Consider the following 25,445-nt stretch of genomic DNA (forward strand, 5'->3'; position numbering starts at 1 on the left):
ATCAAATACCTCCATCAATCAATTAGAATTGTAAAAAACAGGGCTGTTATACATTATAGACCATAAAGTCGAGAATTAAAATATAATTAATGAAAATTTATAAAGATTTCTATTATCCTGCAGAAAGACATTTGATTAATTTGCTCACCTTGAAACATAAGAGCTTGATTCAAGATCTTAGCTTTGGAGTCTAATCAACCACAACAAAATCCTGTTCCTTAACCTGTTCCTCAGGCAAATCAAACTGATAAAGCTTCTTCTTAGAACGAATATCAAACACACCCACATATCCGCCAATGCCCTTTTTATGCTCTTCCTGGGCAACAATATACAGTTGATTCCCCTTAAACTTTGCATCCATATAAGGGAATTTCAAGCCGTATGTGTGAAAAGAAAAATCCTTCCCATATTCCAGCAAGTTCGCTTCACCCTCTTTGTCTTCATACGTCACATAAAAGGTGCCGTTTTCTTTGTCATAGTACACGGTATCAGCGTATTCAAGCTCATCAGGATATGGAATATATTTCGTCTTCCATGTTCCTTTTTCAATAACAGTCAGTTCATGCTGCGAGCTCGCGACAATAAATTCCTCCGAGTCTGCGAATTTATCAGCGTATGAGGCTAAGCTCAGGGTTTCTATGATTTCCTCTGTGTTTCTGTCGATCACGTAAATAGACATGCTTTGAATAATATAAATATAGTTTTTATCACTCGACCCCATCGTGACAAGTGAAGGCAAGGTGAGGCTATATTCCTTTTTCGTTTTTTTGTCGTTTATATGGACGTCATTCCCCGTCGTATCAACGTTATAGGCCTTAACAGTGACATCCTTTCCCTCATACCAAAACGCAAATGGATCTGACAGCGGATGCTCTTTGATCACATCCTTCTCCAGCGTGTAATAAAACGACTCGTGCTCCGCTAATAAGACAATATCTGTTGATGCGTTAGATTTCGTTTGAATATAAGGCACATCCGCCACCTTGAATGTACGCCTGTTAAACCGTTCGCCTGTTGAGGTTGAGAGTAGCGTGCTTTCTTTTATGAGAGGATTGGAGTAGATAAAAAAGATGCGGTCTTCTTCAGGGTGGATGGCGGAAGTTTTGACAGGAATATTGTCTTTATTGTGTAACTGACCATACAGAGCAAACAGTATGAAGCATACCATTAACACTAATAAACCAAATGTAACCCGTTTTTTCTTCATCAACATGCTCCTTAAAAATACAATATAGAATCCTAACTTCCAAAAAATGTTTAGTGGTCAATATCATTTCGACCGTGTTTCCTCCAATCCCTTCATGAATAAAGACACATGCCAAATGACTCATTTTTCCACCAAAACATGTTCTCACACCCACCCTCATCCCGCACCGTGGTAAAATTTTGATATTGAATGAACAAAAGAAGGGAAATGGTCATGAAAGTATTTGAAGCGAAAACACTGCTTTCGGAAGCGACAGACCGTGCAAAAGAGTACAAAGAACTAAGAACGCAAATGGTGAACTTGAGGAAAGCTTTAAAAAGCGTCGCTGATCTAAGTGACAGCGAATTCTCAGGAAAAGGCGCCAGCAACATCAAAGCCTTCTACCACGACCACGTCGGCGTCACCGACCAATGGATCGACTACATCGACATGAAAATCGCATTTTTCAACAGCATCGCCGGAGCCGCCGAGGACAAAGGCCTCTCAGACGCCTACATCGAAGAATCCTTCCTGGAGCACGAACTGGCAAATGCCCATAAAAAATCGAAATCCATCATGTCTGAGCAGAAAAAAGCGATGAAAGATATCTTAAACGATATCAACGACATCCTCCCGCTCGACCTGTTTTCAACAGAAACCTTCAAAGACGAGCTGGCCGATGCCAACGAAAAACGAAAAAAAACACTGGAAAAATTGGACGCCTTGGACGAAGACCTGAAGACAGAATACGCCCTGTCAGAACCAAACGAACAATTCATCAAGTCGGACTTCCAAAAGCTCCAAGAAGCAACGGGCAAAGGCAAAAACGCCACACCCATTCACTACAACGCCAAGGCGTACCGTGAGAGCGACATACATAAGAAAAAAAGCGACATTGAAAAGCGGACAGATGCTTACTTGAAGATTAAGAAAGAGGAAGCGAAGGAACGCGAGATTGAAAAACTAAAAGAAAGACTGAAAAACTACGATTATGCAGATGCCGATGAATTCTACGAAATGGCAAAAACGATCGGCTATGAAAATCTGACAGCAGAACAACAGAGATACTTCACCCAAATTGAAAACACGCGTGAGTTTGAAGCAGGTTTCAAAGGGGTCGCCGTTGGCCTTTATGATTCCGGAAAAGACGCGGTCACAGGCCTGTGGGATATGGTCACAGATCCGGGCGGAACCGTTGAAGCGATTACCGGAGCGATGGCTCACCCGATCAAAACGTATGAAGCCATTTCAGCGGCAATCGAAGAATCATACCAAAAAGACATGGTGAATGGTGATACCTACTCAAGAGCAAGATGGGTGTCATATGCGGTTGGCACTGTTGTCACATCAATTGTCGGCACAAAAGGCGTAGGAGCCGTCTCAAAAACTGGCACAGCCGCCAAAGTGACAACCAAAGTCAAAACAGCAGCAAGCAAATCAGCAAAAGCTCAAAAAGCCATCACGGTCTCAAAACAAACCATTGATCACATCAAACAAAAAGTAAACAAAGGCATAGAAGTATCAAAAAAACACGTCAAAACCAAATTAAATCAAATCGGAGATCTTACACTTGCGGATATTCTCCCCTATCATCCCCGTCACGATTTAGTGCCGGCAGGCGTTCCTTACAACGCAGTCAACGGGGTCACACTTAAAGAGGGGCTGCAAAAATTCGCCAAAGTCATCCGGCCGAAACCGTACGGAACTTCTTCAAGCGGAAGACGAACACCAGCGCCAGTTGTACCGCCGGTAACAGTCAAATACGGCGAGCATTATGCAAAATGGAGCAGAAAGAAAGTGCTGAAGCCGAATGTAGTTTATAAAACAAAAGAAGGCTACACGTACACCACTGATAACTATGGTAGAATTACAAGTGTCAAAGCCGACTTGCAGCTAGGAGAAGCAAAACGTAACCAATATGCACAGTCGAATGCTGGAAAGCCCCAAGACCGAAAGCCTGACGATGATGGCGGCCATTTAATCGCCACCCAATTCAAAGGCTCAGGCCAGTTCGACAATATCGTACCGATGAATTCTCAGATTAATAGGAGCGGCGGAAAATGGTATGAGATGGAGCAGGAGTGGGCAAAAGCTCTAAGCAAAAAACCACCTAAAAAAGTAGCAGTTCAAATAGAGCCAGTCTATTCTGGGGATTCACTTAGACCATCATATTTCGATGTAACCTACAAAATTGGGAGCAGAAAAGAAATAAGCGTCTCTATTAAAAATCAGCCTGGGGGTTAAAAGAATGGAAACTAGGAAGATGCAAGATTTGTATCAACTTATTGGAGAAAAACTCAATGACATCATACCTGGTGAATGGACAAAGATATATCTTTATGCAGAAGTATTAGATGATTCCACAATGGTTCTTTTTCACTTCAGAACACCAGAAAATAATCAAATTATTTATTCACAAGATATACCTAGCCATTACAACGTAAGCAAGGATATTTTCAAGACGTTGTTAAGAGAACTAAGAGAACTTTTTGAAATATTAAGAACTGAACACAGAAATAATAACGATGATGTTTGGACTAACCTTACACTAACATTGGATAGTAGCGGAGAATTCCAATTAGATTATAATTATGATGATATTTTAGCATCAGAATTAGATGGATATGAAAGAATCGCAATATGGGAATATAAAAACCTTGGTATTTTGCCTGAAGATGAGGATGATAAAGAATTTGTAATTAGCTACCTCGGTCTATAATTAAAAAATAGCTCAGCCCTACTCTGCTGAGCTATTTTTTATAAACCAATCTTAAAAATAGAAATTTAAATTTAGAGGTTTTCTATATAGGTGGTTATCATTTTTTTTAAGTCAATTTTCGTTTTATACGTGTCTTGTCTTAATGTTTCATTCCAATATAGAGTATTCGCATAAGTCTTTAGTTTATCGGAATATTTTTCATTACTACTCGAAATACTATCTTTCCCTTTAAATAAAAGTAGACCACCAAGACGGTTTCTTTCACGTTCAAATCTGTCATTATCATAATCAAATTTAGCTAGATTGTCTGGGTTTACAGCAAGTATATGTTCAATATGAAATCAATTAACAGAACCAGTATTGGAAACCAAATCATATAAAGAATGCCTCATTTGCATATTTGTTTCCTTTGAAATAAACTTTGCGCTACTTTCCACATCTTTAACTTAGGGGGTTACTACTCAAGAAATCCCCTCAGCATTACGATTAATCATATCAATAATATCCAAAATTCCTTTTGCTTTTGGCAGTTGGTCTTTAAACACGACTGTTATTCCACCTAATGTTGTAAAAGGATCTTGTTGTAATGCTTGGCGCTCAAGAGTTCCGTTTTTCACTACATAATCAATAATTAACTCGACAAATTGAGTTTGTTGTAGATTTAGGTTCTCTTCTGATAGGAATCTAGAAAAAGCTTCAACAGCTGCTTTTCGGTCTAGTCCAACGATTTTCCGAACAAGTTTTGTTATTGGTGTATCGCCAAAGTCTTTCTCATACTGTTCTTTAGAGCCTAGTTCATTCCATAGGATTTGCTCTAAATACTCTACATCTTGCTTGGTTAATGGTTTATTGTTACGTAGTTTATAGATTGCTAATGTGTCTTCATGTTGATGCTCTTTTAAATAGTGTTCGACCTTTTTACGATAGCTTTGAAGATCATTCACATTTAAAATCGACTCATTTTCTCTTACTTCCATTACTTCATCTTTAAAATCAGTGTAATAAATTTTCTGTTGGGTACGCTCAATATAGCGAATTAAATCGCGCAAGGCCTCACGTACTTTTTCTAAATCTGCTATCGATGCTTCTTGCCAAAACTCACTTGTTCGCACTTCATCAATGATTTCTTTTTGTGCTTCTACTGCTGGAATTGTTCCTAATTTAGAAAGTGCCTCTGCTGTATCAACAACTCGACGAATAGATTTAGTTGCATTGTTTGACTGCAATTGTGCCAATTCTATTGTTAACATTAATAAGTCAAAACGCTTGGCTAATTCATCATCATCAATTGGTGCTATTAACGGTGAAATATTTTCCTTTACTTCGTTAGTCTGAACAACAGATAATGCTTGCCAATTGTCTGCGTTTTGATACTTATGCACATATTGCAAATATTGACGCACTCGAAAATTTTCATCGTTTAATGCGCGTATATCACCCAAGATTTCTTTTAATAGCTGTTGACGGTATTTAGAATATGGCTGCACTTGATACTGAACATCTTGCAACTCACGAACAATATCAACCTTTGAGTTAAACAACTTTTCTGTAAGGGTTTGTGTGACTTTTGATTCTTCTCCTTTTTCATTGGCCCGAAAGTACTCGAAGTTTCGCAAATAATCAAAAATCAAGAAATACTCTTTATCCATTCCCGGACCAAATAAATCCTCACATAAACGTGTTCCCCGACCAATCATTTGCCAGAATTTCGTTTTAGAGCGGACCTTTTTGAAGAAAACGAGATTCACAACTTCTGGTACATCAATTCCTGTATCAAGCATATCAACCGAAATCGCTATTTGTGGCATTTTATTTTTATCTGAAAAGTCATCAATCAACGTTTGGTAATATTCCACGCTGTAATCAATAACTTCTGCAAAACTACCACCATATTCAGGGAATTTCAAATCGAAACGCTCTTTAATGGCTAGGGCATGCTTATGATTTTTCGCAAAGATAATTGTCTTTCCTAGTTTATCGCCACCTTCTACTTTGATGCCATGTTCCATAACATCTTGCAAAACGTGATCAATTGTATTTTTATTAAAGACAAATTGATTTATTGCAGTACTGTCGATATCTTTTACCAGTGGCTCATCTTCAAAAATTTCATCAAATTCTTCTTGTTCTTCTTTTGATAGATCATCATAGCGAATCCCATCATCTAAAATCTTCAATGTTGTCTCACGTGTGCGATAATCAACTAAATACTCGTCTTCTACTGCTTTTGACAGCTCATAGGCAAAAGTAGGTACGCCGTTTTCTAAATCAAATATCGTATACGTGTTTTTATCCAGTTCATCCTTTGGTGTTGCGGTTAACCCAACAAGCATCCCATCAAAATAGTCAAAAATACTTTTATACTTTTGATAAATCGAACGGTGGGATTCATCGATAATGATTAAATCGAAATGACCGACCGTAAATAAACGGTTACCATCTTTACTTTTCACCTCATCAATCGAGTTCATCATCGTTGAATACGTTGAAAAGACCATCCTCGCATCCTCTGGATTCGACTTTTTCTCAAGCATATTACTTAAAGACAAATTTGGTAAGAGCGTGTTAAAGTTACGGAATGCTTGCTTAACAAGTGACTTACGATCCGCTAAAAATAACACATTTTTAATCCAATGATGCCTAGTTAATACATCTACTAATGAAATGGCAGTACGAGTTTTTCCACTTCCTGTTGCCATGACGAGTAATGCTTTACGCCCGTTATGACTGAACGCATCACAAACAGCCAATATTGCTTCCTTTTGATAATATCGATTAGTTATGTCATCATTAATTTCAATATTGACTAATGGTTTCTTCAACTTTCGGCGATCAATGATAAGTTGTAATTCATCTTGAGTATAAAATCCAGATGTACTGCGAGCAGGATATTCATCATGCCAAATATGGGTTTCAAAGCCATTCGTATAGTAAATAACTGGTCGAGTTTGCTGAGCTTGTTCGATGCTATCTGCATACAGCTTAGCTTGCTGACGACCAACTTTCGCATCTCTTGAAGTCCGTTTTGCTTCGACAACTGCTAACACTTTACCGTTTGTCCCAAGTAACACATAGTCAACAAAGCCTTCCCCCGTGTTATTTGGCATTCCTTGCACTGGATATTCCTCAATCACATTTTTCCCGATTTCCCAACCTGCTAACTTCAAGTCTAAGTCAATATAGCGTTTTCGTGTTTCAAACTCTGAGATTTCATCGACTTGGAACTGATAATCTTCCTGTTGCATAACTCGGTTCGCTGTTAACTGGTTTCGAAGTTCTTCATTTTGTTTACGCAACTCTTCTAGACTCTGGTCTTTGGCACTTAGCTTTTCATATAAATCGTGAAGTTCTTCTGGTCGTTCACGCTTATACTCCGATGTATAAAGAAGAGATTCATTAAATTCTGGTGCTGTATATTCCTCTGCATAACAATAATCAATCCACGAAATAAATTGGTGTAAATTATGTAACGACAAAACCGCTTCATCTCGTGTAATTGCAACATTTGTATGAACAGCTGCATTGCCTAACTTTACAATGTATTTCAACACTGGCAACAATTCTTCATCTATAATGGCTAGGAAATGTCGATCATGAATCAAGCTTGATAAATTATCTTGATACGGAATTTTCACATCCTGATCGAACTGATAAACCCATTTCACAGCTAACTCCAGCGCACGGCGCGATAAAATCGCACACGTTGCTGGACTAACTTGCATAGCTTTTTCTGCGTCTATACAAGCATTCGCAAAACTACTAAACGTTTGTTTCTCCTGCAAAAAGCTATAATTTGTCATTACACCAACTCCTTTTGCGAGATAGATTCATTCAACTCTTATTGTTGAAACAGTTCACCTTTGAAGGCTTTTTGGAGTAGTGAACGATACAGAACATTTATCTCTTCTTGTGAATTTATTAAATTTTGCTTCATTTGCTGAATTTTATTAAATTTCTTACTAAACAATTGTTGTTTTTCAATGGAAGGTAAATTGATTTCCACTCCTTTAAATTTTTGCATTGAAATATTTAACATAGATCCACTAGTTCCAGTCGCATTTTTCGAAAATTCATTACGGATTTTCTTTGAGTTTATAACTGTATGAAAATATTCCGGTGTAATTATTTCTTTACGTAAATTAATTTTCCAGAGCTTATCGGGTAAAATTAAATCATTATAATCTTTAGGAACAATAGCAGAAGCTCCAACTAGTTCCCTTGTATTTGCTCGACTGAATAAGATATCTCCCTTATGAGGATAAACTGCTTTTTTTATTTCTATATTTGGATTTAACACTTTGTATTCGTTGTCATTAAAGTATCCTTTTGTAACAGCACTTATCTTTAAAACTGCAGTTTCTTTTTCCTCTTTTGCACGTTCTTCTCCCGAAACACTCCAACCAGCTTCAATCGAATCTACAACTTGCTCTATACTCACTTTTGAAGAATCTTTATTATCTTGAAACATCTCTAAAAAAACACTTTGCGTTAATTCTTCTAATGCTGTAATTTGGGATTGACGTTTATTTATAACCTCAAATGTATGATCTAGGACTTTGACAATTTTCATTTGAATATTCATTGAAGGAATAGTTACCTTAGTCTGGTTTAAATATTGATCTAACTTTAAATTAATAATACCTGTAGTTTTATTTTGGAATTTTAGAACTTTCCTAGTACGATATAAATTAAACATTAAGTACATAAAATATTTAGGTAAAATTAATTCTCTATTTGGTCTTAATATACTTGTAAAGTTATTACACAAATAGAGATCATCCTCTTCAAAGTAAACAACTCGGCCAACAGGTTGTTCAGGGCTACCACCTGATTTTTCAATAATGGTGTCTCCAACTATAAGTTTCTTTTTTTCTACTTTATCTACATCAATATCCCTAAATACAATATCTTTATTTATATTTATCTTTCCTGAATTTGAAAAATTTGTTGTTCGAATAACTTTTACTCCTGTCATTTCACCTGTAACTTCTTGACCCCACTCACCACTAATGACTTCTTGAACTAAATCCTTTAATTTATAAGTTGGCATTCAATAAACCCTCCAACTCTTTCAAGCTTATTTGGATCTCTTTCTCCATTTCATTAACATTATTTAGTATCTCTTGAGGACTAGAATATTCCACTTCTTCAAACTCAATTTCTTTATACTTATTAATCGACAAGTCATACCCTTGCTCACGAATTTCATCGACTGTCACAAGGAATGATTGTTCTGTCCGTTTTCGTTCTGCTTCACCTTGTAAATTCCCGAAACGTGCAATTATATCTGGAATATCATTTTCTTCAATTGGTGTCCGTTTATCGTCTAGTGAATATCCATCCGCCTTCATATCATAAAACCAAACATTTTCTGTTCCACCTGTACCTGTTTTGGTAAAAACCATAATCCCTGTTGATACCCCAGCATAAGGTTTGAACACACCACTTGGCATTGAAATAATTGCCTCCAGTTTGTTGTTGTCAATAATTGCTTTACGGATGGCTTTATGAGCATTGGAACTGCCGAATAATACACCATCTGGTACGATAACCGCTGCTCGGCCACCCGGTTTTAGAATACGTAAAAATAAGGATAAGAATAGTAGTTCAGTTTTCTTTGTTTTCGCGATTTTTAATAAGTCATTCGAAACCGATTCATAGTCTAATGATCCTTTAAATGGCGGATTGGCTAATACTAGTGTATATTTCTCCGTCTCTTTATTGTCTTCCGATAACGAATCTCGATATTCGATGTTTGGTGAATCTACACCGTGTAGCATCATATTCATCGCACCGATACGCAGCATCGTTGTATCCATATCATTTCCATAAAACATATTTTTGTGAAAGTGTTCCTTTAAACCTTCAACAAGGAATAAATCGTTGTGATTTTTACGTAGATATTCACTTGCTGATACTAAGAATCCTGCCGACCCCATAGCTGGGTCAATGATAGTATCTTCAGGTGTTGGTTTCATCAATTCGACAATCATATTGATAATGTGACGTGGTGTACGGAACTGTCCGTTTGTACCAGACGTTTGTAACTTTGATAATAGATACTCATAGATGTCTCCCTGCGTATCACGATCTTCCATTGGAATACTATCAAGAGCAGTAACAACTTTTTGAAGTGTTGCTGGTTTATTAATCATGAAAGAAGCGTCTTTCATATATTTAGAGAACGCAGAATCTTCTATGCCGCCTAATGTTTTAATAAACGGAAAGATAGTCGCAATCATAACTTGATGCATTTCTTCAGCAGGAAGTTGTTTAAATTGAGTCCAGCGCATTTTTGGCCAATGCTCTTTTTGTATTTCTGTAAAATCAGCTGGCATTTCAGAAAAAATCCCTCTATGTTTTAAGCCTAAAAAAGCTGCATCCTTTTCTTTACGCAATTCGCTTTCATCTAATCCTTTAATGAACAGCAAATAAGTTAATTGCTCAATATTTGTTAATGGATTTGTATTGCCCTCTGTCCAAAGCGTTGTCCAAATCCCATCGATTTTATTTTTAATTTCGCCTGTTATCATGTAATGACCTCCATTATAGGAAGATGCCCATCAGAATAGACACCTTTCTGTTATTTATTATTTTAAGGTAAATGTTTGTTGAATGCCCATTTGTTTAAATGCATTTAATTTAGATTTCTTTAATTCTGACTGAATTTTTTCTAATTCAGCTTTTAATTCAGCTTGTTGTTTTTGATAACTTGCAACAATTTGTTGCTGCTGTTCCAAAGGTAAAACTGGAATCTTAAATTCTTCGATATCTTTCGGTGGTAAATTCAACACTGTTGAACCAGTTAGTTTGTTATGCATAATGAATTGCATGGTTGGCGATTCTAAATACAATTTCAGAAATACTGGGTCCATATCTCTATTGCAACGTATACCAATAAAGTTTTGTGAAAGAAGTACATCATCACGTTCACTCTCAAAAATAGCTACTTTTAATTGTCCTCTAATTGATAGCACAATGTCTCCTTGTTGAAGTCGATAATTTTCTATCTTCACACGTCCCCCTAAATCATATCGTGTTAAATTATCGGCTTGAATCTCACCATCTATTATATCTGAGATTTTTATCATTGCGACATTTCCATTAGGGTTCTCATCTTTTGGTAATGCATTATAGCCGCGAAAAATCGTTGCAACTTTGTGTAATGGAATAGTATTTAATTTTTCCAACGCATTTAAATCTACTTCAACAGTACCGTACATATCTAAATCCATTTCGTTTTCAAAAACATATCGGCTTGGTACAAGTTCATAATCATGTAATTCATTTGTTCCCACAATTTTTGAAATACCTTTAACTTCTCTACGTTCTGAAAGAATTGATAAAATCTCTTCTAAACCTTTTTCTGTTAGCATTGTTTTCCTACGGATATTTTCCGATAATGCTGCTGCATTAATAAATAGAATTTGATCTTGTGCATGGTTCATTTTTGCTTTATTCACTAATACTAAAACGGAGGTAATACCTGTTGCTGGGGCATAGAAACCTCCGGGGAATTCAATTACCGCTTCGATTACGTCATTTGTTACTAATCGTTCACGAATTTTTCCATCTGCTCCACTACGTGAAAGCGCACCTGTTGTAAAGAAGAAAGCTCCTTTACCTTTATCATTTAGTGCTTGAATACCAGCAACCATAAAACCTAAGTCTGCATTCATTCGAGAAGGTACACCATAATAGCTAAATCGAGGATCGCGCTTTAATTGATCCATTTCTTCGGATGTAGGTTTATATCCAAAACGTGGTGTATCATAAATAAAATCAAAATATTGGCTATCAAAAGCTGGGGTTGTTAAAATGTTGGCTTGCTTTAATTGAACATTTCTAAAACCAGCTAAATATAAACGTATTTCTGCAATAACCAAATCATCTACTGCAAAATCTTGACTGCAGATTGAAATTCGTGTTTTGTCTTGTAATATATCTGTTAGTTCAATTCCTTTTCCAATACGACCACTAAACACTGTTTCATGCTCTTGTATATTGAAATACTGTTTTACAATCTCTGTTTGTTGTTGTGTCGCTTTTACTGAAACTAAACCACCAAGCTTTTCTTCTGTTAATTCAATTAGTTCATCATATATTGTTAATGGGTCTCTTACTTCTAGTAACTTGGCGTAATCTAAGATAATATCTACTAACATACTTACAGAGATACTGGATTTGAATTGATATAAATCTCGCTGAAGTTTCTCTGTTGTGAATTGACTATATGATAAAGTTTCAATTGATGCTTCTAATTGTTCTACAACATTTATTGAACTCGCAATTTGTCTTAACATTTTGCTATCTCCAATCGATACGATTAGTGATCCTATTTGTAATTGCTGTTGAGGCGATAGCGTCCCTCGATGTTTATCTAAAAAATTTATCAATTCTTTTTTCATTTAGAATAACCCACTTCCTTTTTTTATTCACTATATAAAAAGTTAGTATTATATATACTAATTTACTACGATTAAAAATTAAATGCAACTATTTCATTGCGCACTCTATCATCCATTGAACTAAATCATTATATTTTTGTTGATTTACCAATTGTTTTATCTCTACATTCTGTCTACCAAATGCTTTGGATTTAAGATCACGGATTGCTTGAGCATTTTTTTGTAAACATTCTGCCATTTTCATTGTGTCTTGATGAATACGGTCCATATCCCATTCCGTTCCAATAGCACGAATCTCTGCTTTAGTTTCTCCTTGATAGAACACTTTCCATTCATAATTTAGTAATAAATCTTTCATAAATAATTGTTGGACTGTTTCAAACCAAGCACCATAATAAACACCCGTGATTTGGAATCTTGGTGAGTTACGTTTATGACCGTTACAACCAGATAATACTCGAATCCCTGCTAAATTTGCAGCTTTCACAAAAGAAGCATATTGTATTCAACCGCCAACGCATTTATTCAAATCCCAAACGTGTGATTCAGGAAATAGCGCCAGTGTGTTTGACATTCTGCATAAGGGATTGCACACGGTCTCCCCCACCAAAACGAGCTACTTTATTATAAATACTTAATGGGAGAAATGTGATCAACACTTCAATTAGGTTATTAGCCTGCATTATAAATGGAATATCTAGCTTATTTAAAATCATCGTAGCATGTTTTACATCCTCTTTAGAACTTGAAGCTAAAAATTCGATACAGCCATTTGTTTCTTTTACCTGAAATCCACGTAAATGTAATGCATCCACACAAACCTTTGTAGCATCCTGTAATTTAAAATCAAAGTAGTTCATTAAACATTCCACCTTTCAGTATTGTTTGTTTCTTTACATTAACTATAATACATAAAGTTAGTATTGTAAATAGTAACTTTTAATATTTTTATAATTTATTTTTAATAAATAATTTAGCCCTTATTGTTTGTCGTAATTAGAGTGATTATCTCGGCTTCATACGTTTCCCCTCCAAATAGCATTTAGCCTTCAATAAGCGGTTACTTAGCCACTTAAATGAATAGTAGGCTATGTAATTCTGCGTTTTTTTAATATCTAAAGGAGAAAGAAACATCAATGAATAGTGTTCTTAGAAAGCTCCGAATCTTTATGAAATCTTACATCGTCTGATAAATCGAATCGATGTAAAAGAAGACGGCACACCGGTTAGTCATTACCGATTTGTCGCCCCAACATTTGAATAGAAGCAGGTTTATCCCTTACCGGGAACCTGCTTCTTCTTTTAAAATCATCTGCGATACTACCTCAACATGATTCGTATGCGGAAACATATCCACAGGCTGCACTTCGCGCGTCGCATACCCGCCATCCTCAAGCACCCGCAAATCTCTCGCAAGCGTACCCGGATTACAGGACACATACACTACACGCTTCGGCTTCATCTCCACAATCGTCCGCAGGAGGGCTTCGTCGCAGCCTTTTCTTGGCGGGTCGACGACTAGCGTATCGGCCGTGATACCTTCTTCATACCATTTTGGAATCACGGTTTCCGCTTCACCGACCGCGAACTCTGCGTTTGTGATGCCGTTTAATTCAGCGTTTCGCTTTGCGTCCTCAATTGCTTCCGGTACAATTTCAACGCCGTACACTTTTTTCGCCTGCTTTGCCAGGAAGAGAGAAATCGTTCCGATGCCGCAGTAGGCGTCGATGACGGTTTCTTCACCTTGCAGCTCTGCGTACTCAAGCGCTTTGTCGTAGAGCACTTTTGTTTGCTCCGGGTTGACCTGGTAGAACGATCTGGCGGAGATGGCGAATTTGACGTCTCCGATGAGGTCGTAGATGTATTCTTCGCCCCAGATGACATTTGTTTCGTTCCCAAAGATGACGTTTGTTTTGTTTGGGTTGATGTTTTGCACGATTGATTTGACATGCCGGAATTGTGCTGTGATGTCTTCGATGATCTTCGCTTTGTGCGGAAAGTCGTTTGTTCTTGTGATGAAGACGATCATCATTTCACCCGTAACGACGCCGTATCTGACCATGATGTGGCGGAGCCAGCCTTTGTGGCGTTCTTCGTTGTAGGCTTTGACACCGTATTTGGCGCAAATGTCTTTGACGGCTTGGACGGCTTCGTCGTTTTTGGATTGCTGGATCAGGCAGGCGCTCATGTCGATGATGTCATGGCTTCTTTGCTGATAAAATCCGGCGACGAGTCCGCCTTCCCGTTCTCCTACCGGCACCTGTGCTTTGTTTCTATAGTTCCACGGGTCTTCCATGCCGAGAGTCGGGTGCACGGTGACGTTTGACAGGTCCAGCTTGCCGATCCGTTCTAAGACGTCTTTGACTTGTTTCTGTTTAAACAAGAGCTGGCCTTCATAGGTCATGTGCTGAAGCTGGCAGCCTCCGCATTGTTTGTAAATCGGACACGGGGCGTCGGTTCTGTGCGGGCTCTCTTCCTTCAGCTCAATTAGGCGGCCAAAAGCAAAGCCTTTTTTGACGCGTGTCACTTTGATTTGGGCTTTTTCCTCCGGCAGGGCGTTCGGCACGAAGATCGGGAAGCCTTGAACCTTTGCGACGCCCGCTCCTTCGTGGGTCAAATCCTCAAATGTCACGTCGTAGTATTCGTTTTTTTCTACTGGGGGTTTCATTTTCATGTATGTTCACCTCTTGTTTTAAGCGAAAGAAAAACTTGGCCTATTCAAGCCAAGTTTTAGTCATCCAGCTGTTCCGCTTTCTCCTTCGGCATGACGACGTGAATGTGTCGATACAGATTCACGAATTCGCCCGGCAGCATGCCGCCGTACTCGCCGTCCAGGTTCAGCTGCATCTTTTCTGATACATTGACTTTCACGCGGTTCGCTTTTGTATAAATAATGTGTTGGTCGTTGATGTGTTCGCCGCGGAGCGCCATCGTTGCGACCCTGATAAATTCAGCAAGGTTTGCTTTCTTTAGTATCATCAAATCAAACATGCCGTCATTCAGGCTGGAATCTGGCGCGAGTTTTTCGAACCCGCCGACGGAATTTGTCAGCGTGACCAAAAACAGCATGATTTCACCTTGAAACAGCTTGCCGTCATATTCAATCTCGACTTCTGTCGGACGAAGTGAAGGCAGCATTTCCATTCCCTTTAAATAATAGGCAAGCTGGCCGAGCATCGTTTTGAGTTTGCTTGGCACGTCGTACGTCAGCTCCGTCAGACGGCCTCCGCCGGCGATATTGATAAAATACTGGCCGTTGACCTGTCCGATGTCAATCGGGCGGGCAACGCCGTTAATGACCGTATCTGCCGCTTTTAAAATATCCTCACGCGGAATATTGAGCGCTCTCGCAAAATCATTCGTTGTACCGACAGGAATCACACCGAGTGTCGGACGGTTGTCTAAAGGCGCAAGCCCGTTGACGACCTCGTTGATCGTTCCGTCTCCGCCTGCCGCAACGATTAAGTCAAACTCACGCAATGCCGCTTCCTTGGCGGCGTGCGTTGCGTCTCCTGCGCATGTCGTGGCATGGGTGGAGGTTTCATAGCCGGCTTGTTCAAACTTTTGCAGGACCTGGGCAAGATGCTTTTTAAAGATCTCCCGTCCCGAAGTCGGATTGTATATTATGCGTGCACGTTTCATTATCTCATCATCCTACTTAAGAGTATCCGATCCATTTTTACACTAACAACCTTTAATTATACTATGAGTTAAAAAAATCGCAACAAAATGTACATAATCTTACAGGTGAAAACGCACAAAAGCCTCAGCAGAGCTGAGGCTTTTTGTTTTTTTACTCTTCTTCCGTTCCCGGTTTTTTCTTGCGGAACTTCGCCAATACTTCGTATACGATTGGCACGATTAAGAGCGTTAGGAGCGTCGAACTGATTAAGCCGCCGATAACCGTTACGCCAAGTCCTTTTGAAATGACCTGGCTTCCGCCTTCGAAGCCTAGCGCTAACGGAATCAAGGCGCCGATTGTCGCGATGGCTGTCATCAGGATCGGACGGAGTCGTGTAGAGCCGGCTTCTAAGAGCGCTTCTCTCGTAGACAGTCCTTCCGCTTCCTTATGGATGACGCGGTCAATTAAGACAATGGCATTCGTGACAACGATACCGATCAGCATGAGCATACCGATCATTGCGTTCAGACTGATCGTTTCACCTGATACATAAAGTCCGACCAGGGCACCGATGACTGTGAACGGCAATGAGAACAGAATCGCAAATGGCGCTAGTGCTCCGCCAAATGTAATCACAAGCACGAGGTAAACGATCGCTATTGCTGCCAGCATCGCTAAACCGAGCTTCGTAAAGGAATCAGCGATATCTGCTGATACCCCGCCTGTATCGATCGTTACGTTATCAGGCAGGTCAAGCTTATCAATTTTCTTCTGGACATCAGCTGATACGGCTGTGACGTTGTCAGATGTAACCTCACCCGTGACATCTGCATAGACTTTTCCGTCACGTTTGGAAACAGTATCAGAGGTTGATCCTTCTTTCACTTTTGCGACATCGCCGATTTTGACTTCCTGGCCAGTCGCAGAAGTAATCTTTTTGTTCTCTAAATCTTTCACACTCTTATACTCGTCTTTTTCCGTCTTAATGTTCACATCAAGCTCTTTGCCGTCTTTTTTCACGGTTGTGAGCGGTTCTTGTGATGTTTGTGTCATTAAGGCCTGAGAAATTTGAGACGCAGTTAAACCGAGTTTGCTTAATTTTTCTTGGTCAGCGACAAATGTGTATTCATCGTATTTGCTGGAAAGGCCTGAGTTTACGTTTTTCAGATCCTTTTCATCTTTCATGATTTTTTCAATGTCTATGACCGTGTCTTTAATGTCGTTTTCAGAATCGCCATACACATAGTATGTTAATTCATTGTTATTGCCTGAAGAGCTGAAGTCCTGTGACTTCCATTCTCCGCGGTCAGATTGCTTTTGGATTTCCTTCAGCACGTTGTCTTTTTCTTTATCAAAATCAGGCGTGTCGGTTTCATATTTGATATAGAATAACGCGCCGTTTGAATCTCCCCCGGCAAGCGGGCTGCCAGAGCCTAATGAATACTGAACCGTATCGACATGCTTACGGTCAAGCAGGATTTTTTCCGCTTTTTCAGCTTCATCTTCGGCTTCTTTTTTTGTTTCACCCGGTTCTGGGCTGTATGTGAGCTGCATCGTTTTTTCTTCCTCGGACGGCAGGTAGCTGGCACCGATTAACGGTACGAGGAACAAGCTTCCAAGCAGCATCAGAATGGCGACGATAGACGTGATCCATTTGTGGCTCAGCGCCCAGTTCAATACTTTTTTATAGATGTTTGCAAGTCTGCCAGGTTTGTGCTCTTTCGCTTTGATTGGCGCGCCCGTTAATGATTTTTTGAACAGGCTGTGCGCCAGCATCGGCACAAGCGTGATCGAAATCACCAGGGATGCGGCAAGCGCAAAAACAATCGTTAAGGCAAACGGAATAAACAACTCACCGATTTGTCCGCCTACAAGTGCGAGCGGCAGGAATACCGCAATTGTCACAATCGTTGATGACATGATCGGTTTAAACATTTCCTTCGTCGCTTCACGAACCAAGGCTTTTCCGCGGAGCGGCTCATCCTTGAGTCTCATGCGGCGGTAAATGTTTTCGATAACAACGATAGAGTCATCGACAACCCGTCCAATTGCAACAGTCATTGCGCCGAGCGTCATGATATTCAATGTGATATCAAGCTGTTGCAGCACAAGAAGTGCGATGAGCAGTGATAATGGAATAGAAACAACCGAAATTAATGTTGATTTGATATCTCTTAAGAATAAGAGAATAATCACAATCGCAAAAATAGCACCGAAAATGGCTTTGCTTAACATCGTGTCAACTGACTGTGTGATCGGCTCTGCCATGTCGAGTGTTGCGCTATAGTCGAAGCCTTTATGGTCTTCTTTGAACTGCTTCAGCTCATCTTTGACATCGTCAGCAACCTCTACTGTATTCGCATCGTTTGCTTTGACGATGTTGATGCCGATGCTGTCTTTGCCATTTGTGCGCGAAACGGACTCAGCTTTTTTCACATCTTTCATTGTAGCAATGTCAGAAAGCTTAACCGTCGGCACATCTGTGCTTGCGCTTTGCTGCGCCTGTGCTGCCGCTTGCGCGCTTTGAGCTGCTTGCGCACCCTGCGCCGCCGCTTGTGATGCTGCGCTGCTGCCTGCACTTGAAGCTGATGCCGTCGGGATTCTCATATTCTTTAAATCTTTAATTGTTTCGATATCGCCGCTGACGACGACAGATTTTTCTTCATTTCCGAATGTGTACAATCCAAGCGGAGTTGTCACATCTGAACCTTGAATCACTTGTTTGACTGTATCTTCATCAAGGCCGTATTCTTTCAGTTTGTCTTCTTTGAAAGAGAATTCAACCTCTTCCACCTGCTGGCCTGATACTTGGACTGAAGCAACGCCTTCTATGCCTTCAAGCTTAGAAACGAGGCTGTCTTCCACTTGTTTTGTCAGTTCTTGCAGGTTGTCTTTATCACTGGACACGCTCAGCGTCAGAATCGGGAAAGAGTTCAAGCTGTAGCGTGAAATTTCCGGATCCTTCGCGTCATCAGGCAGGCTGACGTTTTCTAAGGCTTCAGCCGCTTCTGTTTTCGCTTTGTCCATATCTTTCTCATAGTCATATTCAATCATGACTGACGATGCGTTTTCGTAGGACGTTGACGTCACAACGCTGACTCCGTCCAAATTCTGCACCGCTTGTTCAACCGGTTTGGTCACCTCATCAGCCACTTGGCTTGGGGTCGCACCCGGATATGTCGTGCTGATCGTCAGGTAAGGCATGTTCACGTCAGGAATGGATTCTTGCTTCATATTCATACCCGCATACAATCCGGCTGCTGTTACAATAATCGTCATCAGCCATACGGCGAATTTGTTTTTCAGAACGAAATTAATAACGTGATTCATCATATCCTCCATTACATTTTTTATTGACTGACTGGTCATTCTATATAATACTAAACGTTATAATGCAACAACGTCAACTCATATACCAGAAAATTTTACTAAATTTTTCAAGGATTAAGGGGAAGCACGTCATGAATGAAAAAAAAGAGAGAATCATAAAAACCAGCATTCATTTATTTGCGAAAAAAGGATTCGCAGCTACGACGATCCAGGAAATCGCCAGTGAATGCGGTATCTCGAAGGGCGCTTTTTATTTGCACTTCAAATCAAAAGAAGCGCTGCTGTTATCTGCCTGTGAATATTACATTGGCATGTCTATGAAAAAAATGAAGAATATAGAAGAGAATCTCGCCGGAAAACCGCCTAAGGAAGTTTTAAAAAAACAAATTGGCGCTCAATTTGATGATTTCCGTGATCATAAAGATTTTATCGTTCTTTTGCTTACCGAGAATATCATTCCGGAGAATCAAGAAATCAAGCAATACTTTTACAAAGTAACCGCGGAGACGGATAAACTGTACCGGAACGCCTTGCTGGCGTCCTATGGCGAAGGAATCGAGCGGTACGTCGCAGACCTCTCCATCATGGCAAGGGGCATTGTGCATTCCTATATGAATGTGATGGTATTTAACGGAGAGCTCAATATCGATGCAGAAGAAATTTCAGCCTTTATCATCGAGAGATTGGATGACCTCGTACAGGGGCTGAGCCGTTCATCCCTCAATCCCATTGTGCCAAAAGACATTTTCAGCCCGATGCCTGCGGGGAAAGATCAGCTGCTTGAGGACATACAGAAAATAAAAGAAAGCAGCACGCTGCCTGAGGATATCGTCGTGTCGCTGGATGTCATCGAGGAAGAACTGTCTCAGGATAAACCGCGCAAGCCGATTATTAAAGGCATGCTGTCCAATTTGACCGGGACCAATGACAAAGAAGTTGAAAAGCTTCGGGCTCTGATCTCTGTCTTCATCTCGATTTGACCATCAAAAAAGCAGCCCCTGCGGGCTGCTTTTTTATTAGCGCTTTTTAATTTCTTCAAGCAGGATTTTATTGACCATCGGCGGGTTGGCTTGTCCTTTGGACGCTTTCATTATCTGTCCGACAAGGAAGCCGATCGCACGGTCTTTCCCGTTTTTATAGTCTTCGATTGATTGAGGATTGTTGTCAAGCGCCTCTGTGACAAGCTTCAGAAGCACGCCTTCGTCAGAAATCTGCACGAGGCCTTTTTCTTTCACAATCTTCTCAGCGTCGCCGCCTTTTTCAATCAATTCCTTAAACACTTTCTTCGCGATCTTAGAAGAAATGGTTCCTTTTTCAATCAATTTGATCATGCCGGCAAGGCCTTCAGGTGTCAGCGCAACGTCAGCAAGCTCTTTTTGCTCGGCGTTCAGATAAGCTGACACTTCACCCATTAGCCAGTTAGACGCTTGTTTGGCTTCAGCGCCTTTTTGAACGGTTTCTTCAAAGAAATCAGCCATTTCTTTTGTCAGCGTAAGAACCATCGCGTCATATGCAGGCAAGCCAAGCTCATCGATATAACGCTTGCGGCGCTCATCTGGAAGCTCAGGAATACTTGCTTTTACGCGTTCCTTCCATTCATCATCAATGTAAAGCTCGACAAGGTCTGGCTCCGGGAAGTAACGGTAGTCGTCAGATCCCTCTTTGACACGCATGAGAATGGTTTTCTTCGTTGATTCATCATAACGGCGTGTTTCCTGCTGGATAACGCCGCCGGAGAGAAGAACCTGCTCCTGGCGTTTTTCTTCATGCTCAAGGCCTTTTTGAACAAACGCAAAGGAGTTCAAGTTTTTCAATTCTGTTTTTGTGCCGAATTCCTCTTGGCCGATCGGGCGAAGAGAGATATTGGCGTCACAGCGAAGTGAGCCTTCTTCCATTTTACAGTCAGAAACGCCTGTATATTGGATGATGGACTTCAGCTTTTCCAGATACGCGTATGCTTCTTCCGGCGTGCGGATATCCGGCTCTGACACGATCTCAACAAGCGGCGTTCCTTGGCGGTTGAAGTCAACAAGAGAATAGCCGTCGCCTGTATGCGTCAGTTTTCCGGCATCTTCTTCTAGGTGAAGGCGTGTGATGCCAATTCGTTTTGTTTTTCCGCCGACTTCAATTTCGATCCAGCCGTTTTCGCCGATTGGCTTATCAAATTGAGAAATCTGATACGCTTTCGGGTTGTCCGGATAGAAATAGTTTTTGCGGTCAAACTTCGTATCTGTTGCGATCTCACAGTTGAGCGCCATAGCGGCTTTCATTGCGAATTCAACAGCTTCTTTGTTCAGAACAGGCAGGACACCCGGGTACCCGAGGTCAATGACGCTTGTCTGCGTATTCGCCTCCGCGCCGAATGGCGTCGGAGAGCTTGAGAAAATTTTTGATTTTGTTTTTAACTCGACGTGGACTTCAAGTCCGATTACCGTTTCAAAGTTCAATTCTTTTCACCCCTTACAATTCAGGTTTTGCTTTATGATGGTCTGTCGCTTGTTCAAATGCATGAGCAACACGGTATACAGTGCTTTCGTCAAAGTGTTTTCCGATGATTTGCAGGCCGAGCGGAAGTCCGTCTGCTAAACCGCATGGCACGCTGATTCCCGGTACGCCGGCAAGGTTGACCGGAATCGTTAAGATATCGTTTGCGTACATTGTGAGCGGATCTTTCGTGTTTTCACCGATTTTAAACGCAGGTGTCGGTGTCGTCGGTCCGACAATGACGTCATATTTCTCAAATACGTCTTCGAAGTCTTTCTTAATCAAAGTACGCACTTTTTGCGCTTTTTTGTAGTACGCATCGTAGTAGCCTGAGCTTAAAGCGAACGTTCCGAGCATGATGCGGCGTTTGACTTCATTTCCGAAACCTTCAGCGCGCGTTTGCTTGTAAAGGTCGATCAGGTTTTCCGCGTTGTCTGTGCGGTAGCCGTAGCGGATGCCGTCAAAGCGTGCAAGGTTGGCTGACGCTTCAGAAGATGACAGCAGGTAATATGTCGCAAGCGCATATTTGCTGTGCGGAAGAGACACTTCTTCCCATGTAGCCCCGAGGCCCTCAAGAACTTTCAGCGCGGCAAGAACAGATTCTCTCGCTTCTTTGCCGACACCTTCACCAAGGTATTCTTTCGGAACCGCAATTTTCAGTCCTTTGATGTCGCCAGTTAATGAAGAAAGAAAATCAGGCACGTCCACATTTGCGCTTGTAGCGTCCATTTTGTCTACACCGGAAATCGCTTGAAGCAAGAATGCGTTGTCCTCAACCGTACGGGTAATCGGCCCGATTTGGTCTAATGAAGACGCAAATGCGACCAGCCCGTAACGGGATACACGTCCGTATGTAGGCTTTAAACCGACAACGCCGCAGAAAGATGCCGGCTGACGGATGGAACCGCCTGTGTCAGATCCAAGAGAGAACGGAACTTCTCCCGCAGCAACCGCAGCCGCTGAACCGCCGCTTGAACCGCCGGGAACTGTATCCAGATTCCAAGGGTTTTTCGTCAGCTTGTAAGCTGAGTTTTCAGTAGATGATCCCATGGCAAATTCGTCCATGTTCAATTTTCCGATTGTGACCGCTTCAGCGTCTTGAAGGCGCTGAACGACAGTAGCGTCGTAAATCGGATCGAAGTTTTCGAGAATTTTGCTGGAGCATGTTGTGCGCAGCCCTTTTGTTACGATATTATCTTTTACGCCGATCGGCATACCGAAGAGAAGACCATGCTCAGAACGGCCGTCAACCGCCTCATCAAGCTCCTTCGCGTACGCGCGCGCTCTTTCTTCATCTAATGCCAAAAAGGCTTGTACCTTATCATCAACCGCTTGGATGCGTTTATAAGATTCGTCAACCAGATCAGAAATTTTAATCTCTTTTTTATGTATGAGCTGTTTTAATTCTGTGATTTTGTGATCAAATAATGACATTCTTGTGTCCCTCCTTTAGTCCAGAATTGATGGCACACGAATATAGCCGTCTTTATGGTCAGGCGCATTTTTCATGACGTCCTCAACCGGAAGACCTTTACCCGCTTCATCTTCTCTCATGACATTTTTCATTTTCAGAACGTGAGTTGTAGGTTCCACATTGTCTGTGTTGACCTCATTAAGCTCCTCGGCAAATGAAATGATGCTGTCGAGCTGTTCAGTGAACATTTTTGCTTCTTCTTCAGTAATCGCAAGTCTTGCAAGGTGCGCAACGTGCTTTACTTCTTCTATTGAAATTCGTGACATATGATCCACCTCCACATATTTCTCCGTTAAGTCATATAATACTGATCATATCAAAAACAAGCCCTTTAAAGCAACAAAACGCCTTAGGACAGGCCTGTGTTTTCGAGACAATACCCTATATATTTTATACTAAAAAGAGGCGAAGGAGAAACGAAATATTTTTCTGAAAATTTTTACTTTAATTATTTTTTGAAAGCGTTTTAATCTTTATTCCCTTCTAGGTTAGCAGCGGTATTTCCCTCTGATGATCCATGTTTCATCGCTTGAATGGCCGGGAATACTTTGTTAGGTTAAGTTACCAAGTGCACCCGCAAAAGAATTGCTTTCGGTTTGCACTTGCGCCAGGCTGCTTAACTGGCACCATCAATTTGAGAGGTGATGCAACATTATTAGAAATGAAGAGAGGGTAAAACGTGAGTATTGAAATTATTATATCGTTAGGAATTTACTTTATTGCCATGCTGTTAATCGGCTGGTATGCATTTAAGAAAACCACTGACATCAACGATTACATGCTTGGAGGAAGAGGTCTCGGACCGTTTGTCACTGCTTTGTCTGCCGGCGCGGCGGATATGAGCGGATGGATGCTGATGGGTGTTCCCGGCGCGATGTTTGCGACAGGGCTGTCAACCTTATGGCTTGCTTTAGGGCTTACAATCGGGGCGTACTCAAACTACTTGCTGCTGGCTCCAAGACTGCGAGCTTATACGGAAGCGGCGGATGACGCCATTACGATTCCTGATTTCTTTGATAAACGATTCCAGCATTCTTCATCACTGCTGAAAATCGTATCTGCTTTGGTTATCATGATCTTTTTCACATTATATACCTCTTCGGGTATGGTATCTGGCGGACGGCTGTTTGAATCTGCTTTTGGCGCGGATTACAAATTAGGCTTGTTTCTGACTACCGCAGTAGTCGTGTTATATACACTGTTTGGCGGCTTCCTTGCTGTCAGTCTGACTGACTTCGTGCAGGGTGCGATCATGTTTGCAGCACTAGTGCTTGTGCCGATCGTTGCTTTTACCCATGTGGGCGGCGTTACTCCAACTTTCCATGAAATCAGCGCTGTTAACCCACACTTATTGGATATCTTTAAAGGCGCGAGCGTCATTAGCATTATTTCCTATTTAGCCTGGGGCTTGGGCTACTACGGCCAGCCTCATATTATCGTCCGATTTATGGCCATTAAAAACATTAAAGATTTAAAGCCTGCGCGCAGAATCGGCATGAGCTGGATGATCATTTCAGTTCTCGGTTCCGTGCTGACAGGTTTGATCGGTGTTGCTTATGCCCATAAATTCGGAGTTGCTGTAAAAGATCCGGAGATGATATTCATTATCTTCTCTAAAATCTTGTTTCATCCTTTAATTACAGGATTCCTATTGTCAGCTATTTTAGCTGCGATCATGAGTTCCATCTCCTCACAGCTCTTGGTAACAGCAAGTGCTGTGACAGAGGATTTATACCGGACGTATTTCAGACGAAAGGCTTCCGATAAAGAATTGGTCATGATCGGGCGTCTGTCCGTCTTAGTGATTGCCGTTATCGCGGTTCTCTTATCATTGAATCCGAGCAGCACCATTCTTGATTTAGTCGGATATGCTTGGGCCGGCTTCGGTTCAGCTTTCGGGCCTGCGATTCTGCTCAGCCTGTATTGGAAGCGGATGAACGAATGGGGCGCGCTTGCTGCGATGATTGTCGGGGCTGTGACCGTGTTGATCTGGATTACAACCGGCCTGGCAAAATCAACCGGAGTGTACGAAATCATCCCTGGGTTCATCCTCAGTATGATTGCCGGCATCATAGTCAGCATGATTACAAAGCGTCCTGCAAAAGCCTCTTACCGATTATTTGGTGTTATGGAAAAGCTGTTAAAACGCAAAAAGTAATCAAAAAGCCATCAAGCGCAGCTTGGTGGCTTTTGTGCCCTTGTTTTGCTATAAATACTGTGAG

Annotated in this window: 17 protein-coding genes and 1 pseudogene; 4 read left to right on the forward strand and 14 right to left on the reverse strand. The window is 41.0% G+C overall.

What is annotated here, in order from left to right:
- Positions 1-190 precede the first annotated feature (190 nt).
- Positions 191-1,207 carry a hypothetical protein gene (locus tag KHQ79_RS16715; protein ID WP_225516150.1) on the reverse strand — a complete coding sequence of 339 codons (1,017 nt, stop codon included), beginning with the start codon at positions 1,205-1,207 and terminating at the stop codon, positions 191-193.
- A gap of 213 nt (positions 1,208-1,420) precedes the next feature.
- On the opposite strand from KHQ79_RS16715, the gene yeeF reads away from it, so the two are divergent.
- Complete coding sequence (gene yeeF, locus KHQ79_RS16720; RefSeq protein ID WP_225516152.1) at positions 1,421-3,430, forward strand: LXG family T7SS effector deoxyribonuclease toxin YeeF; 2,010 nt, start codon at positions 1,421-1,423, stop codon at positions 3,428-3,430.
- A 19-nt stretch (positions 3,431-3,449) separates the two neighbouring features.
- The gene (locus tag KHQ79_RS16725) at positions 3,450-3,905 is read left to right on the forward strand and encodes a TIGR01741 family protein (protein ID WP_250648344.1); all 456 of its coding nucleotides are present in this window, start codon (positions 3,450-3,452) and stop codon (positions 3,903-3,905) included.
- Between the two features lie 71 nt (positions 3,906-3,976).
- Here the strand turns inward: KHQ79_RS16725 and KHQ79_RS22440 are convergent, their stop codons facing one another.
- From KHQ79_RS22440 to srfP, 10 genes are all read right to left on the reverse strand, one after another.
- A complete protein-coding gene (locus tag KHQ79_RS22440; protein ID WP_225516277.1) occupies positions 3,977-4,240 on the reverse strand; it encodes a hypothetical protein in 264 nt (87 codons plus the stop codon).
- 126 nt (positions 4,241-4,366) lie between these two features.
- A complete protein-coding gene (locus KHQ79_RS16735; protein WP_225516156.1) occupies positions 4,367-7,705 on the reverse strand; it encodes a DEAD/DEAH box helicase family protein in 3,339 nt (1,112 codons plus the stop codon).
- A gap of 38 nt (positions 7,706-7,743) precedes the next feature.
- The gene (locus KHQ79_RS16740; protein ID WP_225516158.1) at positions 7,744-8,955 is read right to left on the reverse strand and encodes a restriction endonuclease subunit S; all 1,212 of its coding nucleotides are present in this window, start codon (positions 8,953-8,955) and stop codon (positions 7,744-7,746) included.
- Positions 8,942-10,438, reverse strand: coding sequence for a type I restriction-modification system subunit M (locus KHQ79_RS16745; protein WP_225516160.1), 1,497 nt, complete (start codon positions 10,436-10,438; stop codon positions 8,942-8,944). The genes KHQ79_RS16740 and KHQ79_RS16745 overlap by 14 nt, the downstream gene beginning before the upstream one ends.
- Before the next feature lie 57 nt (positions 10,439-10,495).
- Positions 10,496-12,313, reverse strand: a complete 1,818-nt coding sequence (locus KHQ79_RS16750) for an N-6 DNA methylase (protein ID WP_225516162.1) — start codon at positions 12,311-12,313, stop codon at positions 10,496-10,498.
- Between the two features lie 88 nt (positions 12,314-12,401).
- Complete coding sequence (locus tag KHQ79_RS16755; protein WP_225516164.1) at positions 12,402-12,800, reverse strand: hypothetical protein; 399 nt, start codon at positions 12,798-12,800, stop codon at positions 12,402-12,404.
- 58 nt (positions 12,801-12,858) lie between these two features.
- Complete coding sequence (locus KHQ79_RS16760; RefSeq protein WP_225516166.1) at positions 12,859-13,173, reverse strand: hypothetical protein; 315 nt, start codon at positions 13,171-13,173, stop codon at positions 12,859-12,861.
- Positions 13,174-13,592: 419 nt separating this feature from the next.
- Positions 13,593-14,987 (reverse strand): 23S rRNA (uracil(1939)-C(5))-methyltransferase RlmD, encoded by a 1,395-nt coding sequence (gene rlmD / locus KHQ79_RS16765; RefSeq protein ID WP_225516168.1) that lies wholly within the window; start codon positions 14,985-14,987, stop codon positions 13,593-13,595.
- 56 nt (positions 14,988-15,043) lie between these two features.
- Positions 15,044-15,955 (reverse strand): diacylglycerol kinase, encoded by a 912-nt coding sequence (locus KHQ79_RS16770; protein WP_003219448.1) that lies wholly within the window; start codon positions 15,953-15,955, stop codon positions 15,044-15,046.
- Between the two features lie 151 nt (positions 15,956-16,106).
- Positions 16,107-19,265: a surfactin resistance protein SrfP gene (gene srfP / locus KHQ79_RS16775; RefSeq protein WP_225516169.1), complete on the reverse strand. Its 3,159-nt coding sequence runs from the start codon at positions 19,263-19,265 to the stop codon at positions 16,107-16,109.
- 131 nt (positions 19,266-19,396) lie between these two features.
- On the opposite strand from srfP, the pseudogene KHQ79_RS16780 reads away from it, so the two are divergent.
- Positions 19,397-20,285 (forward strand): annotated as a pseudogene (locus KHQ79_RS16780) (TetR/AcrR family transcriptional regulator).
- On the opposite strand, the gene gatB reads toward KHQ79_RS16780, so the two are convergent.
- Genes gatB through gatC form a run of 3 tightly spaced genes read right to left on the reverse strand, consistent with a single transcriptional unit; the run spans position 20,282 to position 23,489 of the window.
- Entirely contained in the window at positions 20,282-21,712 is a 1,431-nt protein-coding gene (gene gatB / locus KHQ79_RS16785) for an Asp-tRNA(Asn)/Glu-tRNA(Gln) amidotransferase subunit GatB (protein WP_225516171.1), read from the reverse strand. The pseudogene KHQ79_RS16780 and the gene gatB overlap by 4 nt on opposite strands.
- A 13-nt stretch (positions 21,713-21,725) precedes the next feature.
- Positions 21,726-23,183, reverse strand: coding sequence for an Asp-tRNA(Asn)/Glu-tRNA(Gln) amidotransferase subunit GatA (gene gatA, locus KHQ79_RS16790; protein ID WP_003240095.1), 1,458 nt, complete (start codon positions 23,181-23,183; stop codon positions 21,726-21,728).
- A gap of 15 nt (positions 23,184-23,198) precedes the next feature.
- Complete coding sequence (gene gatC / locus KHQ79_RS16795) at positions 23,199-23,489, reverse strand: Asp-tRNA(Asn)/Glu-tRNA(Gln) amidotransferase subunit GatC (protein WP_003219442.1); 291 nt, start codon at positions 23,487-23,489, stop codon at positions 23,199-23,201.
- Between the two features lie 413 nt (positions 23,490-23,902).
- Here gatC and opuE point away from each other — a divergent pair, with 413 nt between their 5' ends.
- The gene (gene opuE, locus KHQ79_RS16800) at positions 23,903-25,381 is read left to right on the forward strand and encodes a proline transporter OpuE (RefSeq protein ID WP_060398089.1); all 1,479 of its coding nucleotides are present in this window, start codon (positions 23,903-23,905) and stop codon (positions 25,379-25,381) included.
- Positions 25,382-25,445: the final 64 nt, after the last annotated feature.

This window comes from Bacillus sp. TSO22 (assembly GCF_020223595.1).
GTDB lineage: Bacteria > Bacillota > Bacilli > Bacillales > Bacillaceae > Bacillus > Bacillus inaquosorum.

Bases quoted from the DNA above. Each gene is read 5' to 3' on its own strand.
- KHQ79_RS16770 (WP_003219448.1), bottom strand. From the start codon at position 15,955: ATGAAACGTGCACGCATAATATACAATCCGACTTCGGGACGGGAGATC.
- KHQ79_RS16740 (WP_225516158.1), bottom strand. From the start codon at position 8,955: ATGCCAACTTATAAATTAAAGGATTTAGTTCAAGAAGTCATTAGTGGT.
- KHQ79_RS16715 (WP_225516150.1), bottom strand. From the start codon at position 1,207: ATGAAGAAAAAACGGGTTACATTTGGTTTATTAGTGTTAATGGTATGC.
- rlmD (WP_225516168.1), bottom strand. From the start codon at position 14,987: ATGAAAATGAAACCCCCAGTAGAAAAAAACGAATACTACGACGTGACA.
- srfP (WP_225516169.1), bottom strand. From the start codon at position 19,265: ATGAATCACGTTATTAATTTCGTTCTGAAAAACAAATTCGCCGTATGG.
- gatA (WP_003240095.1), bottom strand. From the start codon at position 23,183: ATGTCATTATTTGATCACAAAATCACAGAATTAAAACAGCTCATACAT.
- KHQ79_RS16750 (WP_225516162.1), bottom strand. From the start codon at position 12,313: ATGAAAAAAGAATTGATAAATTTTTTAGATAAACATCGAGGGACGCTA.
- yeeF (WP_225516152.1), top strand. From the start codon at position 1,421: ATGAAAGTATTTGAAGCGAAAACACTGCTTTCGGAAGCGACAGACCGT.
- KHQ79_RS16760 (WP_225516166.1), bottom strand. From the start codon at position 13,173: ATGAACTACTTTGATTTTAAATTACAGGATGCTACAAAGGTTTGTGTG.
- KHQ79_RS16745 (WP_225516160.1), bottom strand. From the start codon at position 10,438: ATGATAACAGGCGAAATTAAAAATAAAATCGATGGGATTTGGACAACG.
- gatC (WP_003219442.1), bottom strand. From the start codon at position 23,489: ATGTCACGAATTTCAATAGAAGAAGTAAAGCACGTTGCGCACCTTGCA.
- KHQ79_RS16725 (WP_250648344.1), top strand. From the start codon at position 3,450: ATGCAAGATTTGTATCAACTTATTGGAGAAAAACTCAATGACATCATA.
- KHQ79_RS16735 (WP_225516156.1), bottom strand. From the start codon at position 7,705: ATGACAAATTATAGCTTTTTGCAGGAGAAACAAACGTTTAGTAGTTTT.